Origin of the sequence: Alcaligenes sp. SDU_A2, from assembly GCF_038237375.1 — a bacterium.
Lineage (GTDB): Bacteria > Pseudomonadota > Gammaproteobacteria > Burkholderiales > Burkholderiaceae_B > Alcaligenes.
Window position 1 is genome coordinate 1,074,567 of the sequence record NZ_CP151273.1, and the last position, 17,818, is coordinate 1,092,384.

Sequence of the window (17,818 nt, forward strand, 5' to 3'; positions counted from 1 at the left end):
AAATTCCTTGGTCAGAAATCAGGGTTGCAGGCTGGACAGGGGCTTGCGGGATTCGTAGATGCTGGTCAGTTCGTCGGTCGTCAGGGCGCGTTCCCAGATGGCCAGTTCGCCGAAATCCATATTGATGTCGCTGCGTTTCCAACGTTTGTAGTACTGGCCGGTAACGTCTTCGGCCAGGCCCAGTTCGTTGGTGCCGGTACCGACCAGGGCGTTCAGTGTGCGATCTTCCAGGGGTATGGAGCCGAATTGAGCGCCGCGCTTATTGTCGAAAACATGGCCGCGCATGATCTTGCCGGTCTTGTCGATAACGACGGCCACATAGGCCCACTCGTCTGGCGTTACGTAGTAGCCCTGGCTTTCGTTGCGGCCGCCGCCATAACCGGCGTTAAAGCGGATGTCGCAGCCGCCATTGTTAAATAAGCCCAAAGCGAAGCCGGGGTTGCCGCCTGAGTCGTAGTTTTTGTTGGCCAGCATCGAGGCGCCATAGCTGTGGCAATTGTTGGGTGTGCGGAACCAGAAACCGATGGTCAACTGTGGGACGCCGTCTTTTGCGAACAGATCTTGATTCAAGGCTAGGCGATAGCCGCGATTACCGTTGGAGTCGGCATTGGTGCCTACGATACGCAGGGCACCAGTAGGCGTAGTTGGGTCCAGGAAGTCAGCAGCGATCAGTTGACCCGCTGGCACTTCAGCCGTAAAGGTTTGTAAGGTGGTGAGGCCTTGGCTGTCTGTCAGCGGTTGGGCCGTCATAGGGTAGTAGCCGGTCAGGCCGGTTTTGAGCGTGCTGGCCAACTTGGGCGGGGGTTTGTAACCTGCCTCCACCTGCATGGTGGATGCGGCCTGGCCGGATTGGATGGTGTAGCGGAATGAATAGACCTGGGCCGTTTCGGATATAGGCAGGGCATCCGAGTGGCTGGTTGCGCCGGCCGGCAAGGTGGCTACCAGCTCGCCGTCGCGCAGCACGCGTACTTCCTGATCGGCGTTGCCGATCAGTTTCCAGTGCAGATCCACGCTGTTCTTTTTTTCCTGCTTGCTGAAACCGACATTGCGGATGCTGGTGCCTGCCTGCAGCGGGGAGCCGCGAAAGCGGTAGTCTTTACCCAACGCGCCCAGATGCGACAAAACAGTGGGCGCAATGTCGATGACCGCAGCCAGGCTGTTCATGTCTGTACCGGCATCCACAGCGCTATCGGGAGCCGAGAGCGACGCCAACGTTTTGTTGCTGGCGATGAAGCTGGTCTTGTTGCGGTTGAATTGCGAACCGGTCGTGCCGCCAAATTCGTCCAGGCCGTAGCCGGTCGTGACGATCAGCAGCCAGTCTTCGCTGGATTCGGCTTGCTGACGCTCTTGAATCAGGGCGGTCAGCTTGTCCAATGTGTCCAGGGACTGTTGCACGGCCTGCGCGTAGGCTTGGCTGCCCAGACCATGCTCGGTGGCGGCACGGGCGGGCGCTTGCAATTGGGCCAAGATCAGCGATTTTCCTTGTTGCAGGTAGGCTTGTGCCTGCTCGTCTACACAGGGATCTGAATCGGTGCAGTTGGCCGCTTCCAGCAGCTTGCCGGCTTGCACATCGGCTTGCAGCAGAGCGCGATAGTCGCCTGTGCTGGCGGCCATTGCCGCTGTCTGGGGTTCGGCAGCCAGCGAGAAGAGCGTGGGGGCTTTGAGTTCCAGCGCTTCTACGCCCACGCCGCGCAAGCCGTGCTGGTCGGCCCAGGAGCCGGTGACCAGGGAGGCCCAGCCGGGGATGGGCAGCGTGCGCTGTTCGGCGGCGGTACCTGCGTAGCCGCCGGTCTGGGCGGGGGCGACGGACAGTGCGCTCAGGGCTGGGTGTTTGCCGCTTTGGCGGGCTTGCAATAAGGCTTCATAGGTCAGGCCATCAATGCTGACGACCAGGGCTTTTTTGCCACCCAGGGCCTGCTGCTTGCCGGAGTCGGGCGTTGTTGGCTGTTCGGGCTGGCCGGTGGCGGGCGAGCCATCGCCGCCGGAGGAGCCGCTGCCACAGGCGCTCAGCAGCAACACGGCAGATAAAGATAAACAGGCCTGACGCAGGCGGCGCACAGGAAAAGGGGGACGTGCAGATAAGGACATACAGCCACTCGTTCTGAAAAAGGAAAGGGAGGGCCGGACTGTGCGTGGGGTGGGCTGCCCAGTCGGCATCGGATCAGGACGCAGGCAGTGTAGAAAGAGCGTGTGACCGCTCCGTTAACGGAAGGGAAAATCCATTGATGATTGGATTTTTTTATATGGGTTCAGGTACTTTGGGTCGCGGTGGACGCTTGTTTAACCCAGTGTTGGTGCGGCTTGCAGAGCTTGTTTCATCTCTATGTCGTGTTTGTTGCGGATCGGGAAATTATTTGAAATACAAACAATAAACGGCTTGATCATTAAAGGATTTTGTATTTTCCACTGATCGACCGTAGCCGGATGCGGGCCATTCACGGGTGTATCCGCGTGGCTATCCGACGGTTCGCAGACAGCAAAAAAGGGTTTTTCGAGAGATGTCGGGGAGGCTTCGTAGTGGGCGGGACGTCTGTGTACGCCGTACCAGGTATCAGCCATACGCTGAATGTTCTGTTTGGCATGAATGCGTATAGCCGGGGCTATGTTATTGCTGTGCTGAACCTTGAATGGCGTCTTCAAAAAGCCCGTTCCTCATCGACCTGGTAAATTGGTTCTTGGAAATTCTTCGGAGAACCAAAAAAAACGGGAGCCAGGCTCCCGTTACTGTCCCGGTAGCGGGGTGTTATTGGGCTTTGGCCCGCAGGCGGCCGCCGCTAGGGGTAGAGTGCGCGCCCAGCATCACGCCATTAATGGTTTGGCCGTATAGGTCAGATTTGGCGTCGTGGTATTTTTTTTGGGTTTCTTCTACCGATCCATTAAAGCGCGGGTCCTGGGGGCGTTCGTGGGCGTTCATGTAATAGGCCACATCCCAGGCTTGCTGGTCGGTCAGGCTGTTGCCCTTGCCCAATGGCATATTGGCTTTGATAAAAGCGGCTGCCGTCGGAATGCTGTGCATGCCAGCTCCCCAGTTATACGAGCCGTCGCCCCACAGGGCGGGAAACACCATGCGTTCGCCCACATGCTGGCCTGCTCCGTCGGCACCGTGACAGAGCGCGCAGTTCTGGGCATAGACTTGTTCGCCGCGTACGTAGTCGGGCTTTTGCGCAGGCTCAGCCAGGCGTTTGAAGCCTTGCCCTTTCAGCTTGACACCGGTGGGAGCGCCCTGCGCCAGCCAGTACATATAGCTTTCCAGCGCCACGATGGTTTGATCATCGGGCGGCGGCATCTTGCCGTTCATGCTGTAGCGAAAGCAGCCTTGCAGACGTTCGGCCAGAGTATTGACATGGCCGTTTTTAGATCGATACGCTGGATATAAGACATAGGCAGCCCATAGCGGCGAGGCGTTTTCGCGGCGGCCCGCATCCATATGGCAGCTGACGCAGTTCAGTTGGTTGCCCACGAACTGGCTGGCGTTCTGGGGCGTATTCAAAAAAATAGCCTGACCTTTAAGCACCATTTTGCCAAAGTCATTATTTGGGATGCTGTGTGCATCCGGCGGCGAAAACGATGGGGCGGCATCCCCTAGGTCGACGGCCTGGGCCATGCCCGTGGTGAGCATGGCCAGGCTACAGGATAGGACCAGGGCGCGCAGCTCTGAAGTAATGATGCGATTCATGGCTTGCTCCCTTGTGCAACGGCAGGATGATTCAGGCTGGCGGGTAGGGTGGCGAAATAGTCGGCCGTGGCGTTGATCTGGGCGTCCGTCATGCGTTTGGCAATTTCGCCCATCAGGGCCAATGGACCAGGGTCGCGTGTCCCGTCGCGCCAGGCCTGCAACTGGCTGCGTATATAGCCGGCAGGCAGGCCGGCCAGTGCCGGGAAGGACTCGCCTACCCCTGCGCCGCCGGGGCCATGGCATTGAATGCAGGCAGGAATATTATTGTTCCAGTCGCCGCGATTGGCGATCCATGCACCCAGTTGTTCCTGGGCGGGATACAGATCCACATGGGCACCCAGCTTTGTCTTGTCGACGGGCGCGGGCAATTGTGCATAGTAGGCCGAGACGGCCTGGATCTGCGCGGCTGTCATGGCCTTGGCAATGGGTTGCATGATGGGGTTGGCGCGCTTGCCCGAGGCCAGATTTTCCAGTTGTTCGGCCAGATAACTTGCGCCCTGAGAAGCCAGAAAGGGAAAACCGGCCGGAGCATTGCCTTCACCCTGGGAGCCATGACAGGTAGCGCAAGCCAGGACGCCACCGCTGCCCGATGTGGCCAAGGCTTTGCCTTGTTCGAGCGGCTCGTTTGCTCCGGCCGGCGCGGCACTGATCAACAGCAGTGCAAGCGCCAGCCATCGGCTCGCCGGGATACGAGGATACCGTATGGTTTGCATGATTTTTTCTCCCAATAGCTCTTTTTTATTCTATGCCTCAAATTGAATTGAGTCATATGTAAATTTTTTTTACTTATATAGAAACTTGGGAGAATGTTGATCTTGCGCAAGGCAAAGCGTAGGACGAGTCAGTGTCCAGCGTCGGTAAGGGTTGGACTGTCATGCGTGGCAAGCCGCTGAGCGCCTGGATGATGGGCTGGGCCTGGGCGGGCGGGGCGCTGCTGATAAACACGCTGTGGCCGCCGGCGGATCGTACACCCAGACAGCCAGCCGCGTGCAGACGGCGGCGCACCTGGCTAGCCACGGCGAAAGAAGGCTCCACTATCTGGAAGCGCCCGGCGCTTAGACGTTCGATGCTTGGGCGCAGAAAGGGATAGTGGGTACAGCCCAGGACCAGCGTGTCGGCGCGGCTGCTAAGGGCAGGTTTCAGGTAGCGGTGCAGTTCGTGTTCCACATCGGGACCATCCAACTGTAATGCTTCCACCCGTTCGGCCAGGCCAGGACAGGCAATGCGTACGACTTGGACCTGGGCGGCATGCTGGCTTATCAGGTTCTGCAGGCCGGTGCTTTCTATGGTCCGACGCGTGGCCATCAGGGCGATGCAGCCGCTGCGGCTGAGCGCAGCCGCAGGCTTTACCGCAGGCTCGATGGCAATGATGGGGACGCTGAAATGGGCGCGCAGATAAGCGGCGGCCAGCATGGTGGCCGTGTTGCAGGCGATGACGATGGCTTTGCAGCCTTGATCCAGCAGAAACTGGACCAATTGGGCTGTGCGCGCTCTGATCCAGTCGGGCGACCGGTCACCGTAGGGGGCATAGCCGGAGTCGGCCAGATACAGCAGGTTTTCGCCGGGCAACGCCTGGCGTATGGAGCGCCAGACGGACAGACCGCCCACGCCGGAGTCGAAAATGCCGATAGGAGCATTCGAGGGCGCACGCCCCGCGCACGGATTCATGGTCTGAAGCCAATAATGGCAGGAAAAAACGGAAGCTATATTATGGCCCGTTTGTTTCGCAGGGGTAAGGGGCAAGCAGCATGGGCAGTCACATCTGTCAGGGGGGCGGATCAGTGACTGGCAGGAAAGAATCAGGCTTTTTTGACGAATTCTGTCTTTAAGCTCATGGCCCCGAAGCCATCGATTTTGCAGTCGATGTCGTGGTCGCGGTCGACCAGACGGATGTTTTTGACTTTGGTGCCCATTTTGATGGTGCCGCCGGAGCCTTTAAGCTTCAGGTCTTTGATGACTGTGACCGTGTCGCCATCTTGCAGGACGGTGCCGGTCGAGTCTCGATAGACGCGTTCTTGCGTTTGCGCCGACTCGATGGCCTGGGCGGGCCATTCGTGCGCGCATTCCGGACAAATATACAGAATGCCGTCTTCGTAAGTGAACGTGGACTGGCATTGGGGACAGGCGGGCAGGCTGGTAGTCATGGGCGTACAGGCAAACCGTTAAATACAGAAGAAAGCCAGTATAGCCCTTATTGCCAAAAGGGTTATTTGCGCCGCCTGCTGCGTTCATGGCCGGAATAAGGCAGGTGTCGGTGGTGGGCGCTCAGCCCCCGGTCCCCGATCGTGCATGGGAAGCCGGGGGTGATCGTTCAGACCGGATCGGGCGAACGGGCGTACAGCGCGGTGGCTTCGGATGTCACCAGGGCCTGATAGCGCTCGAAGTGGTTCAGAATGTCGTTGATGACCTGCCCTGAACTCAGACCCATCAGGTCGTAACCACGGCTGCCGTCGGCAAAAACGGTGCGGACCTGCCATTCGTGCGGGCGGGTCTGTTCGTTCTTGGCGGCGGCGGCGGTAAAGCTGGCAACCCGGCGCGCCTGCATTTGCACGCCATAGACAAAGTTGCGCTGACCTTCGGCCTCAATGCACAACTGAGCCTGATCATCCTGACTTGTGTCCAGCGAGACGTTCAGATTGCGCTTGCCCAGTTCCTCAGCCACGGCTTGCAAGGCCGGTGTGGCCACTTCATCCAGAAAGCGCTTGGCATCGCGACGGGTCGGACTGTGCAAAATAGTGGACAGGCGGCGTCGCCAGGAGACTTCCGTTCCTGGTGCCGGTCCAGTGGCAGGGCCGCTGGTGCGGCGTAGACGCGACATATCGGCTTTCATGCCTTTGAACAGCCCCAGAATCAACAGGAACATGATCAGGGCAAAAGGCAGGGCGCTGACCAGGGTAACGGTTTGCAGCGCCGTCAGCCCGCCGGCCAGCAATAGCAGGGCGGCGGCGGTGCCTTCCAGCGCGCACCAGTAAATGCGCTGCCAGACCGGCGCATCTTCCACGCCGCCGGCGGCCAGCGTGTCGATGACCAGCGAACCCGAGTCGGCCGAAGTCACAAAGAAGATGGACACCAGCAGCACGGCCAGGGCGGAGGTCAGACCCGACCAGGGCAGGTACTCCAGGAACTCGAACAAAGCCACCGACGCATTGGCGGCGGCGTCTCGGGCCAGTTGGCCACCGGCGACAGTCATGTCCAGGAAAATAGCGGTGTTGCCGAACACCGTCATCCAGAAGAAGGTAAAGACCGTGGGCACTAAGAGCACGCCCAGAACAAATTCGCGCACGGTGCGTCCGCGCGAGATGCGGGCGATGAACATGCCGACGAAGGGGGACCACGCAATCCACCACGCCCAGTAGAACAAGGTCCAGGCTTTCATCCAGTCCTGTTCGCGAAAGGCTTGGGTGCTAAAGGAGCGGGCAAAGAAATTATCCAGATAACCGCCGATGTTCTGCACGAAGGCATTCATCAAGAAAGAGGTCGGGCCCACAAAAAGCACGAACAGCATCAGGGATACGGCCACCAGCAGGTTCAGCTCGGATAGCCGCCGTATGCCCACATCCAGTCCGCTGACCACAGACAGGGTGGCCAGCGAAGTGACCACGACGATCAGCGCGATCTGTACCCAGGTTTCCTGCGGCCAGCCGAACAGGTGTTCCAGCCCGGCATTGATCTGCAGCACGCCCAGGCCCATAGAGGTGGCGATGCCGAACAAGGTGCCGCAGACAGCGAAAATATCCACGCTGTCGCCGATCCAGCCCTCGATGCGTTTGCCGAACAGGGGATACAGGCCCGAACGTATGGTCAGCGGCAGGTTGTAGCGAAAGCAGAAGTAGGCCAGGGACAGACCCACCACGGCATAGACGGCCCAGGCGTGTACGCCCCAGTGAAACAAGGTGATGACTTGGGACTGGCGCGCTGCCTCGACTGTGCCGGCTACCCCCGAAGGCGGCGCGGAAAAGTGTTGCAGCGGTTCGGCCACGGCAAAGAACATCAGACCGATACCCATGCCTGCGGCGAACAGCATGGCCATCCAGGTCAGGTAGGGGTAGTCGGGTTCCGAGTCATCGGGCCCCAGCTTGAGGTTGCCGTAGCGGCTCAGTGCCAGGTAGACGATGGCAAAGAAAAACAAGGCCACGGCCAAGATGTAGAACCATCCAAAACTGCGGATGACCCAGTCCTGGAGTTGTTCAAAGATAAGGGCGGCGTCCTGCGGAAAGATGATGCCAATCAGCAGGAAAACCATGACGATCAGTGTAGATCCCCAGAAAACCCTCGGATGTAGGGTGCTTTTGAAAGGCAGGCCCATTGCATGCTCCGGTTGTTGCTTGGTGGAGCAAGCTTAACGAGAATGAATCCGAAGTTAAAGGGTCGATAGTTCAAGAACTGTATATTTCAGGGTCGGAATGGATCATTGGGCAGCAGCAACTCCTGGCTGTCCGCCTGGCGGGTCAGCTCCAACTGGTGCAGGACACTGGCGCTGGCCGTATGGCTGGCCGAATGCAGATCGGTGCCGTGCAGCAGCCGGGCCAGCAGCGTGGCGGCGAATAGGTCGCCTGTTCCTTTGGCGGCGCAATCCACGCGAGGATGGTTCAGCAGGACGGCCGAATGCGGATTGCGACGCACCTGCAGCAGACCGATCTGACCGGCGTGCCAGGACAGGGGGGCGGCGCTGGTGGCAATCAGCCATTGCGCGCGTCCTTTCAGCAGCGAACGTGCGGCGTGGGCGGCTTCTTCCTGGGTGTTTGTGGGCAGACCCGTCAGCAAGGATAATTCGTACCCATTGGGTGTTAAGCCTGTCGCCAGCGGCAGCAGCGTCTGGGGATAGGCCCGCACCAAGTCCGGGTCGACATAAGTGCCTACATCAAGATCGCCGATGACCGGGTCTACGATCACCAGAATATCGGGATGTTGTTGCAGCAGCCGGCGCAGCCAGCGCGCAATGACAAAAGCCTGTCCGGCGTTGCCCAGATAGCCGATGAGCACGGCGCGGATCGCCTTCAGGGCACCGCGCCTGTCCAGGTCGGCCAGAAAGCCGTCCAGCCAATCGGCGGGCAAAGCGCCGCCGTGTACCGTCGGGTACTGCGGGTTGTTGCTGAGCAGGACGGTGGGCACGGCGGCCACGGTCAGGCCGTGTTGGCGCAGGGTGGGAACGGCAACATTGTTCCCGACCCGGCCATAGATGACTTGAGACTGGATGGAAACTACATCCACCTGACATGGATGTAGTTCCCGGGCTTGCGCCAAGGCGGCAGGGTTCATGCTGGGCAAGCGACAGCAGCAGGCTGCTTGACTTGACTGAGCCAGTTCTCCAGCACGCGGCGCGATGCAGCGTGCAACTGTTTGCCGATCAGGGCGGCATCGGCGCGCAGGGCGGCCGGATCGATATCGGCCTGGCCCAGTTCGTTGGCGTGGCCGACCAGCCAGCGCTCCAGCTTGCTGGTGTCGGCTTCCAGGTGAAACTGCAGGCCCAGTACCTGAGTACCGAAGGAAAACGCCTGATTGGCACCCACATTGGTTGCAGCCAGGTGAACTGCGCCGTCCGGAATATCGAACTGATCGCCGTGCCAGTGCAGGACCGGAATGCCCTCAATGGCAGCCAGGGCGGAATCGGCACCGAAATTGGTCAGCGTCAGCGGCGCAAAGCCGATTTCCTTTGTGCCCAGCGGGTAGACATTGGCACCCAAGGCGCGTGCAATCAGTTGCGCGCCCAGGCAGATGCCCAGCAGGGGCTTGCCGGCCAGCAGCCACTTCTGGATCAGCGCCAGTTCGTCGGCAAGGAAAGGGTAGATCTTGTCGTCGTAAGCCCCGATGGGGCCGCCCAGCACGACGAGCAGGTCTGCATCGCGTTCGCTTAGGTGATCCAGCGGTTGGACGGACGGGTCCACATACTGGATCTGGTAACCCTGTTCGAGCAGAACGGGTTCCAGCGTGCCCAGGTCTTCGAAGTGGATGTGGCGCAGTGCAAGGACTTTTTTCATGGCGGTCTCTGTAAATCCAGTAAAGAGGACGTTAGCTGGTGGTGCCGATGTCCACATTGAGGGTTCCGGACAAGGGGAAGGTGCAGCAGGCCAAGGCGTGACCTTGGGCCTTGTCTTGGTCGCTCAGGCAGAAATCGGGCTCGAAGCGGCAATCGCCATCGCTATTGGCGATGCTGACCCGGCAAGCCCCGCAGATGCCGGCCCGGCATTGACTGCGTATGGGTACCTGACCGGCTTCCAGCATCTCCAGCAAGCTGCTGCCGGGCTCGGGGGACAGGGTCAACCCCGAGGCGGGAACATGAATCTGCAGCGGCGCACTGCCGGGAACAGGTTCGATATCCACCGCAGGGGCCGCCGGTGGGGAAAAGGCTTCGATCAGCATGCGCGAAACAGGGTGGGCCTGGACGGTGTATTCGCGCAGCGCCTGGGCAAAGCTGTAGCTGCCGCAAATAACCACCGCTTCCGGGTCCTGCAGGTGTTGCAGCGTTTCGGATGAAGGACGTCCGACTTTGAACTGGGCACTGCTGCGGATATTGTCCCGCGTCACGAAAACGCTCAGCGAAAACCAGGAGGCGGATAGATCCAGCGCCAGCAGTTCGTGCAGAAAAGGGATGTCCGAGACGTGTGGAATGCTGAGTAGCAATTGCACGTAAGGGACAGCTTGGCCTTTGTTCGCCCGGTGTGCCAGTTCGCGCAGCAGGGCGATGGGAAGGGTAATGCCGATGCCGCCTGCGATCATGGCGATGCGCTGGTAACCCAGGATGGAATCCACCGAAATATCGCCGGCCACATATTGCAGCGGCACGGTCATGCCTTCGCGTAACGTAGCGTGCAGATGGTCGGATACGCTGTTGCGTCCCGACCCTTTGACGGCGATCTCGAACAGATCGTCGTCGGGTTTACGGGTAATGGAGTACAGGCGCTGCTGGACGATGCCGCCGGTATCCGGATAGCTGAGCGCGACGTGCTTGCCGGCCTGCAACGATTGCAGAAAGTCGAAATGTCCACCCTGCACGCGCAGGGTGAATACCTTGACATTGCCTGCTTCGGGCCGGACGGTTTCGCAGCGTGCTTGAATGAGTGGGGTCATTGCAAGGCCTCTTGATGTTCGGATTCGGCTTGTTGGGCCGCGCCGGATTTGCCATTCAGGCCGATACGGCCGATCAGGCTTTCGACCGAATCGGTATAGACGCCGATTTCGTTGCTGTCGCCGATGTCGTGCAGGATGTCGCGGGCATTAGGGAACTTCAGCATGGAAAAGACTTTTTCCCACGCGCCCAATTCGTTGTTGGCGAACATTTCCACCGTGCGCAAGATGACAGCGCGCATGTGTTCGCGCTCTTTCTGGCTCAACCCCTGCACGATGTCCGACGCCACGAAACTGAACACGCTGGAGTGGCTCCATTCGTCCATGGCATGCGTGCGGGTGACTTCGTGGCAGATAGACTGGATGCCCTTGTCTTCGGCCATGGTCTTCAGGTAGTCGGTGATCAGGGTTTCGGAAGCGCAGGCGATGGCAAAGCGCGTCAGGCGTCGCTCCGACTCGGAGCCGCATTGACTGAGCAGATTGTTGCGCCAATGAACCAGGTTGAAGTCCGAGAAGTCCAGAGGCTGCAGCTTGCGCTTATCGTAGATATAGTTGCAAGCCATGATGGACATGCGGGTATGCAGTGCTTCGTCCAACAGGGCCTGGGACATGACATCTTGCAGCAGGCCGCGGTTGGCGCTGGGCGGTGGAGTCTTGATGATGTCTTCGCAGGTCGGAGTGACGACATTGCATTCGATGTAGATAGTCTTGAGGTTGTAAATCCCCCAGGCGTAGGACAGGCACTGCGATTTCAGATCTTGCGGGGCTTCCAGCCAAGCTTGATGATTGCGAAATGGCAACAGGCTTTCGCTGAAGTCATCTTTGTCCGGATCAAAAGCCAGACTCCAGTAGTCGGGAAGTTCCTGGTTCACGGCAGCCCGATTCTTCCAGAGTACGGACAGTTTGTGCAGCATATTGCGTACGGCGTCATCGGTTTCGTAGTTTTTGATCGTCATTTCAAATTTCCTTGCTGTTGATTGCGATCTTGTCGAAACGCAGAGATCGCGTCCAATGGCTTCCGTCCGTATTCCGGTTTCGGAATTCGCCGGTTGCCTGTAATTGATTTATTCGCCATTTTTAATAATGGTGTAATAAATTCGTATCAGGTTCTGCTGGTGTCTGCGTATTAATGCTGCGTTGCCAGTTCCTGCTGTTTCTTTGGCTCTCCTTTAATCTTTCCTATATGAAAAGATGTCGGATTTGCAGTAAAGAGGGCATAATCAAAACCGTGCATCGCATGTGCTGTGCTGTTTCAAGAGCCAGCAGGCTGAATTCTAATGACGGTCTGACAGTAAATGACAGACCGTTTTTTTTGTATTTAACAGACCACTTGATCATAAATATTTTGTGCGCTGCAAAAATGGCAGTCGTGATCCGTTAAATTCCTGTGAAATCAGCGTGTTCTCTTTATTTTTTAATTCTTTCTATTTTTCTGTGATCTAAGAATATGACAAAAAAAGTGGTCTGGTCATTTATTTTTAAATGGACTGCTTTTAATGTCGTCATAGCGCATAGCATATTTATTTTTGGGCATTTCCGGTTTGTTCAAGGGTGGACATACGCTCTTGCCAGCGTTGGGCTTTCAGGTACGGATCGGGAAAGCTGCCCTTATCGACACAGGAATGCGCATGAAGAGTCTCGCCGGTGGCGAAGCCCACCAACTGCCTCTGGTAGGTTCGCAACCCCTGCAGCAGATCGACCGCAGCCTTTGGGACATTCTCGAGGCCGAGCGTCGTCGTCAGCAGCACACGGTCGAACTGATTGCCTCCGAAAATTACGCCAGCCGCGCGGTATTGGATGCGCAGGGCTCCTTGCTCAGCAACAAGCAGGCGCAGGGCTATCCTGGACAGCGTATTTACGGCGGATGCGATCAGGCCGATCAGGCTGAAGAACTGGCTATTGAACGGGCCAGGCAATTGTTCGACTGCCGGCATGCCAATGTTCAGGCGCATTCGGGCAGCCAGGCCAATCTGGCGGTGTATCTGGCGTTGTTATCGCCCGGTGATACGATTCTGGCCTTGGACCAGCGCGCAGGCGGCCATGTCAGTCACGGCTCTGTCGTCAATGTATCCGGGCGTTGGTTTCAGACCCGGGCTTATGGCGTGGATCGAAGCACGCAATGGGTGGACATGGACGAAGTGCGCCGTCAGGCGCGCAGTGAACGTCCGCGCCTGATCATTGCCGGTGGTTCGGCTTATTCGCGTACGCCCGATTTTGTCGGTTTTCGCGCAATCGCTGACGAGGTCGGAGCGTATTTCATGGCGGATATGGCGCACAGCGCCGGTCTGGTGGCGGCGGGGGCCATAGAATCTCCGGTGTCTCAAGCGCATGTCACGACCTTGTCCACGCATGGAACCTTGCGCGGGCCGCGTGGCGGCATGATTCTTTGTAACGATGCCAGGCTGGCCGGCAAGTTCGATGTCGCCGTCTATCCGGGGCTTCAGGGCGGGCCGCTGGTCAATATGCTGGCCGCCAAGGCCGTGGCCTTTGGCGAAGCGCTGCGGCCCTCGTTCGCCGTGTATGCTCAGGCCGTCATGGACAATGCGCGTGTCCTGTGTCGTCGCTTGGCCGAGGGGGGGCTCACTGTCGTTTCGGGTGGAACCGACTGCCATTTCGGCGTGGTGGACTTGCGTCCGTGGGGGCTGGACGGCCCCTTGGTGGAACAGGCATTGATGCAGGTTGGCATCAGCCTGAGCAAACACGCCGTGCCTTACGACGATGGCGATGGCTCCTATTCGGGCATACGCGTGGGCAGCGCCGCATGTACGTCCCGGGGCTTGAGCGAGGACGACTTCAAGGAAATCGGCGATATGATTCTGGCCTTGTTGGGGGGCGTGCGCAGCGGCACCCGCAGTGCGCGTACTGAAACTGCTATCCGCGAAGGCGTGGCCGGCCTTAACCGGCGCTTTCCTTTGCCTTACTGAACGCCGCGTCGTGTCAGCCCTTGCCTTGGCGCAAGGCATTGGACAGGCGCAGCATGGCCGATTCGATTTCGTAGGCTGTCAAAGACGCATAGCCCAGCATCCACCCTTGTTGCTTGTTCTCGCCCAGATATAGCTTGCTTAAGCCGGGCAGCAGGACACCGGCGCTCAGACCGCGCCGCAAGGTGTATTCCTCCGACCAGCCTGGTTCCAGAAAACAGGGGATTTGCAGACCGCCTTCTGGGCGTGTGGCATGCGCAATGCCTTGCAAGTGTTCGCCTATGGCTTCAAACATGATTTCGCGTCGGCCAGCATACAGTTTGCGCATGGCACGAACGTGCGAGTTGTAGTGCCCGTCCTCCATGAAGCGGGCCAGTGTCAGTTGCAATATTTGCGGCGTGTGCCCATCCATGATGCTGCGTGCCTGTGTAAATGGCTTGACCAGCTCCGGAGGCAAGGCCATGTATCCCATGCGCAGGCCCGGGTACAGCGTTTTGCTGAACGTGCCCAGATAAATGGTGCGCTGGTATTTGTCCAGACCTTGCACGCACGCCGTCGGCAGACCGTCGTAGTGAAATTCGCTGTCGTAATCGTCCTCCAGAATCCACTTGCCGTTCTCGGCCGCCCAGCGTATCAGTTCCAGACGACGTTCCAGCGACAAGGTGGCACCTGTGGGGTACTGGTGCGAGGGCGTTACGTAAATGCAGTTGGCCCCGCTGCGCTCTTCGTGCAGCAAGTCAGTGCGCAAACCTTGATCGTCCACCGCAATCGGTACGATTCGCGCTTCGGCCGCCTCGAAGGCTTTGCGTGCGCCGAAGTAGCCGGGGTCTTCCATCAGAATGGGCTTGCCGGCATCGACCAGAAGCTGGGCGCACAGAAACAAAGCTTGCCGCGTGCTGCTCAGGATCAGTATCTGGTCAGCCGATACTTTGGCCCCGCGTTCCAGGTTCAGGTAGACGGAAATGGCCTTGCGCAAAGGCTCGGTGCCCTGGGGGTCGCCATGCAGCAGAATGTTGCCGCGATAGTCTTTCATGGCCTGGCGTTGTAGCCGTTCCCAGACATCGGTGGGGAAGTTGCGGGTCTCGGGCAGGCCGGTTGCAAAGGCTTTGATGGTTTGCTGGTCCGATATGCCGCCGCTCTCGAAAATGGCTCGGCCACGGCGGCTGAGTCCGGCACCGGGCTCCGTAATGCCGCGTTTGAGATCTTGCGCCTTGATGCGTCTGTAGGCACTGCCGCGCAGCTCGGTGCCCACGGATTCGGAGACATAGCTGCCCGATCCTTCCCGACGCACGATAAAGCCGTCGCGATGCAGTTGCACATAGGCGTTCTCCACGGTGTCCCGCGCCATGCCCAAGGACTTGGCCAGCGAACGTGTGGCCGGCAGTTTGACACCTGGGCCCAAGGCGCCGTCCAGTATCAGGGCCCGCAGGGCCCGTTGGATGCGCTGGTGCAGGTCCAGGCATTGCAGGTCTACGTCGTTCAGACGCATTTTTAAAGTGTCGAGTTCAAAAGAGCGGGTCATGCGGTCTGCTCCAGATAATGTCAATGGTCTGCCGAGTCAGACCATTGTGCTCGTAGACTGTCAGCTTGTCCTTGGAGCTCCGATTTTGCATCTGGACTCCGGTTTTCAGGCTTGTACAGGGTCTTGTCACGTATGTTCCGGTCTTTGAATTTCAGTGCGGGTCCCAGCGCACTGCCTATGGATGTTCTGCTGCAGATCCGCGACGAATTCTTTGATTTTGCCGGCACAGGCATGTCTGTGCTGGAGGTCAGCCATCGGTCCAGGCCTTTCATGGACTTTGCCCAACGAACCGAGCAGGGTCTGCGCCATGCTTTGGGCATTCCGCCCGCCTATCAGGTCTTGTTGCTGCAAGGCGGTTCGTATATGCAGTTTTCTCAAGTTCCCTTGAATTTGCTGCAGCAAAAAAAAACGGCGGATTATATTCATACGGGATTGTGGTCGGGTCAAGCGGCTCAAGCGGCGCGTCAGTACGGGGAAGTCAGAATCATCGCCAGTTCAAAAGAAACCGGATTTGATCGAGTTCCTTATTTTGACGAAACTTATATTAATCCGGAAGCGGCTTACTTGCATTACACGGAAAACGAAACAGCGCATGGTGTGCAGTTTTCTGTTGCGCCGCCCACTCGTGTGCCTTTGGTGTGCGATGCCTGTTCCAGTCTGCTCTCCAAGCCTTTGGATATTGGCGCGCATGGCTTGATATATGCCTCTGCGCAGAAAAACATGGGAGCCGCCGGCGTGACCGTGGTGGTGTTCGATCCCGACCTTCTGGCGCAACCCTTGCCGGGTACGCCGGATCTTCTTGATTATGCCGTGCAAGCAAGAAAAAACTCTTTGCTCAATACGCCAGCTACGTTTTCATGGTATGTGCTGGGCTTGACGGTCGATTGGTTAAATAAGTCTGGCGGTGTATCGGTAATCTACGAAATCAATAAAAAAAAGGCTGTATTGCTCTATGAAATTATTGATGAAAGTAAAGGTTTTTATATAAATCGTGTTTTACCTGATTATCGATCTATAAATAATATTCCTTTCACTCTGGCCGACCCTGAGCTGGAATCTTTGTTTTTGGAGCAGGCCGAAAATAATGGCCTGCATGGCTTAAAGGGACACAGTGCTACCGGGGGATTGCGGATCAGCCTTTATAACGCTGTTTCTTTGGCTGCTGTTCAGACGCTGGGGGAGTTCATGCGCCAATTCCAGCGTACACACGGCTAGATGCAGCGCTGCGGAGCGGCCGGGCCGCCCGCCGTTGTTTTTTACTTTACCCAAGGACTTTTCATGTACGACACCTCTTTGACATTGACTGAATTCGACAGCGAACTGGCCCTTGCCATGCAGGGCGAGGAGCGTCGCCAGGAAGATCATGTCGAGCTTATTGCTTCCGAGAACTATGCCAGCCCCTTGGTCATGGCTGTGCAGAATTCGGTTTTTACCAATAAATACGCCGAAGGATATCCGGGCAAGCGATATTACGCGGGTTGCGAGTTTGTGGACGTGGCCGAGCGTCTGGCGATCGAGCGTCTTCAGGCCTTGTTCGATTGCGATTACGCCAATGTGCAGCCGCATGCAGGGGCACAGGCCAATACGGCGGTTTTTCTGGCCTTGGTCAAACCGGGCGATACCGTCATGGGCATGAATCTGGCCCAGGGCGGGCACCTGACGCATGGCAATCCGGTCAATTTTTCCGGGCGGCTCTATAACATTGTGCCTTACGGTCTGGACCCGGAAACCGGGCTGATCGATTACGATGAAATGGAACGCATCGCCTTAAAGACACGGCCCAAGATGCTGATCGGCGGCTTTTCCGCCTATTCCCGTGTCAAGGATTGGGCCCGCATGCGCGCCATTGCCGACAAGGTCGGTGCCTGGTTCTGGGTGGACATGGCGCACGTGGCTGGTCTGGTGGCGGCAGGCGAATATCCCAACCCCTTGCCGCACGCCCATGTGGTCACCAGCACGACGCATAAGACGTTGCGTGGACCGCGCGGGGGCATCATTCTGGCTAAAGGGCAAAGCGAAGACCTCTGCAAGCGCTTGAATACGGCCGTGTTTCCTGGTGTGCAGGGCGGGCCATTGATGCACTTGATCGCCGCCAAGGCTGTGGCATTCAAGGAAGCGTTGCAGCCCGAGTTCCGCAAGTATCAGCAGGAAGTGGTGCGCAATGCGCGTGCCATGGCGGCTGTGTTGCAGCAGCGCGGGCAAACCATTGTGTCGGGGGGGACGGACAATCACATGATGTTGATCAACCTGGCAGCCAAGCCGTACACAGGGCAAGAGGCCAGCGCAGCGCTGGCGGGTGCGTATATTACGGCCAACAAAAATTCGGTGCCCAACGATCCGCGCTCTCCGATGGTGACATCAGGCGTGCGCATCGGTACGCCTGCCGTCACTACGCGTGGCTTTGGCGTGGCCGAGTGTGAGCAACTGGCTCATTGGCTGTGTGACGTGCTCGATGCTCTGGAAAACGGGTCCCTGGAACAGATCAGTGCTCAGATACGCGAAAAGGTCGTGGCTTTGTGCCGCCGCTATCCGGTGTACCAGAAATACGGCCAAACGGTCTGATGCTATCCGCAGGATAGGGCCTGTGTATGCGGGCCGCCGCGTTGCCAAAATACATCGCCCGGACTCTGAAAA

15 protein-coding genes are annotated in these 17,818 nt (G+C 58.2%); 3 read left to right on the top strand and 12 right to left on the bottom strand.

Going from position 1 to position 17,818, the window contains the following annotated elements:
- Window positions 1-18: 18 nt before the first annotated feature.
- The 11 genes from AADW57_RS04990 to AADW57_RS05040 all read right to left on the bottom strand — a co-directional run bounded on the left by AADW57_RS04990 (window position 19) and on the right by AADW57_RS05040 (window position 11,697).
- Window positions 19-2,088 (bottom strand): LamG-like jellyroll fold domain-containing protein, encoded by a 2,070-nt coding sequence (locus AADW57_RS04990; RefSeq protein ID WP_341668957.1) that lies wholly within the window; start codon window positions 2,086-2,088, stop codon window positions 19-21.
- Between the two features lie 192 nt (window positions 2,089-2,280).
- Window positions 2,281-2,640: a hypothetical protein gene (locus AADW57_RS04995; protein ID WP_341668958.1), complete on the bottom strand. Its 360-nt coding sequence runs from the start codon at window positions 2,638-2,640 to the stop codon at window positions 2,281-2,283.
- Between the two features lie 103 nt (window positions 2,641-2,743).
- Window positions 2,744-3,676, bottom strand: a complete 933-nt coding sequence (locus AADW57_RS05000; RefSeq protein WP_445819181.1) for a c-type cytochrome — start codon at window positions 3,674-3,676, stop codon at window positions 2,744-2,746.
- On the bottom strand, window positions 3,673-4,389 hold the full coding sequence (locus AADW57_RS05005) for a c-type cytochrome (RefSeq protein WP_341668959.1): 717 nt from the start codon (window positions 4,387-4,389) through the stop codon (window positions 3,673-3,675). The genes AADW57_RS05000 and AADW57_RS05005 overlap by 4 nt, the downstream gene beginning before the upstream one ends.
- A 73-nt stretch (window positions 4,390-4,462) precedes the next feature.
- Window positions 4,463-5,344: a glutamate racemase gene (gene murI, locus AADW57_RS05010; protein WP_341668960.1), complete on the bottom strand. Its 882-nt coding sequence runs from the start codon at window positions 5,342-5,344 to the stop codon at window positions 4,463-4,465.
- Window positions 5,345-5,475: 131 nt separating this feature from the next.
- Window positions 5,476-5,820 (bottom strand): zinc ribbon domain-containing protein YjdM, encoded by a 345-nt coding sequence (locus tag AADW57_RS05015; RefSeq protein ID WP_341668961.1) that lies wholly within the window; start codon window positions 5,818-5,820, stop codon window positions 5,476-5,478.
- Window positions 5,821-5,987: 167 nt separating this feature from the next.
- Complete coding sequence (locus tag AADW57_RS05020) at window positions 5,988-7,982, bottom strand: BCCT family transporter (protein WP_341668962.1); 1,995 nt, start codon at window positions 7,980-7,982, stop codon at window positions 5,988-5,990.
- Between the two features lie 86 nt (window positions 7,983-8,068).
- A complete protein-coding gene (gene pdxK, locus AADW57_RS05025) occupies window positions 8,069-8,935 on the bottom strand; it encodes a pyridoxine/pyridoxal/pyridoxamine kinase (protein ID WP_341668963.1) in 867 nt (288 codons plus the stop codon).
- On the bottom strand, window positions 8,932-9,654 hold the full coding sequence (locus tag AADW57_RS05030) for a glutamine amidotransferase (RefSeq protein WP_341668964.1): 723 nt from the start codon (window positions 9,652-9,654) through the stop codon (window positions 8,932-8,934). The genes pdxK and AADW57_RS05030 overlap by 4 nt, the downstream gene beginning before the upstream one ends.
- A gap of 31 nt (window positions 9,655-9,685) precedes the next feature.
- The gene (locus AADW57_RS05035) at window positions 9,686-10,744 is read right to left on the bottom strand and encodes a 2Fe-2S iron-sulfur cluster-binding protein (protein WP_341668965.1); all 1,059 of its coding nucleotides are present in this window, start codon (window positions 10,742-10,744) and stop codon (window positions 9,686-9,688) included.
- On the bottom strand, window positions 10,741-11,697 hold the full coding sequence (locus tag AADW57_RS05040) for an AurF N-oxygenase family protein (RefSeq protein WP_341668966.1): 957 nt from the start codon (window positions 11,695-11,697) through the stop codon (window positions 10,741-10,743). Before AADW57_RS05040 ends, AADW57_RS05035 begins: the two co-directional genes overlap by 4 nt.
- 672 nt (window positions 11,698-12,369) lie before the next feature.
- Here AADW57_RS05040 and glyA (AADW57_RS05045) point away from each other — a divergent pair.
- The gene (gene glyA, locus AADW57_RS05045) at window positions 12,370-13,665 is read left to right on the top strand and encodes a serine hydroxymethyltransferase (RefSeq protein ID WP_341668967.1); all 1,296 of its coding nucleotides are present in this window, start codon (window positions 12,370-12,372) and stop codon (window positions 13,663-13,665) included.
- Window positions 13,666-13,678: 13 nt separating this feature from the next.
- On the opposite strand, the gene pdxR is transcribed toward glyA (AADW57_RS05045), so the two are convergent.
- A complete protein-coding gene (gene pdxR, locus AADW57_RS05050; RefSeq protein WP_341668968.1) occupies window positions 13,679-15,184 on the bottom strand; it encodes a MocR-like pyridoxine biosynthesis transcription factor PdxR in 1,506 nt (501 codons plus the stop codon).
- Window positions 15,185-15,316: 132 nt separating this feature from the next.
- Here pdxR and serC point away from each other — a divergent pair, with 132 nt between their 5' ends.
- Together serC and glyA (AADW57_RS05060) are read left to right on the top strand one after the other, a co-directional pair.
- A complete protein-coding gene (gene serC / locus AADW57_RS05055; RefSeq protein ID WP_341668969.1) occupies window positions 15,317-16,399 on the top strand; it encodes a 3-phosphoserine/phosphohydroxythreonine transaminase in 1,083 nt (360 codons plus the stop codon).
- Between the two features lie 63 nt (window positions 16,400-16,462).
- Window positions 16,463-17,746, top strand: a complete 1,284-nt coding sequence (glyA, locus tag AADW57_RS05060) for a serine hydroxymethyltransferase (RefSeq protein WP_341668970.1) — start codon at window positions 16,463-16,465, stop codon at window positions 17,744-17,746.
- Window positions 17,747-17,818: the final 72 nt, after the last annotated feature.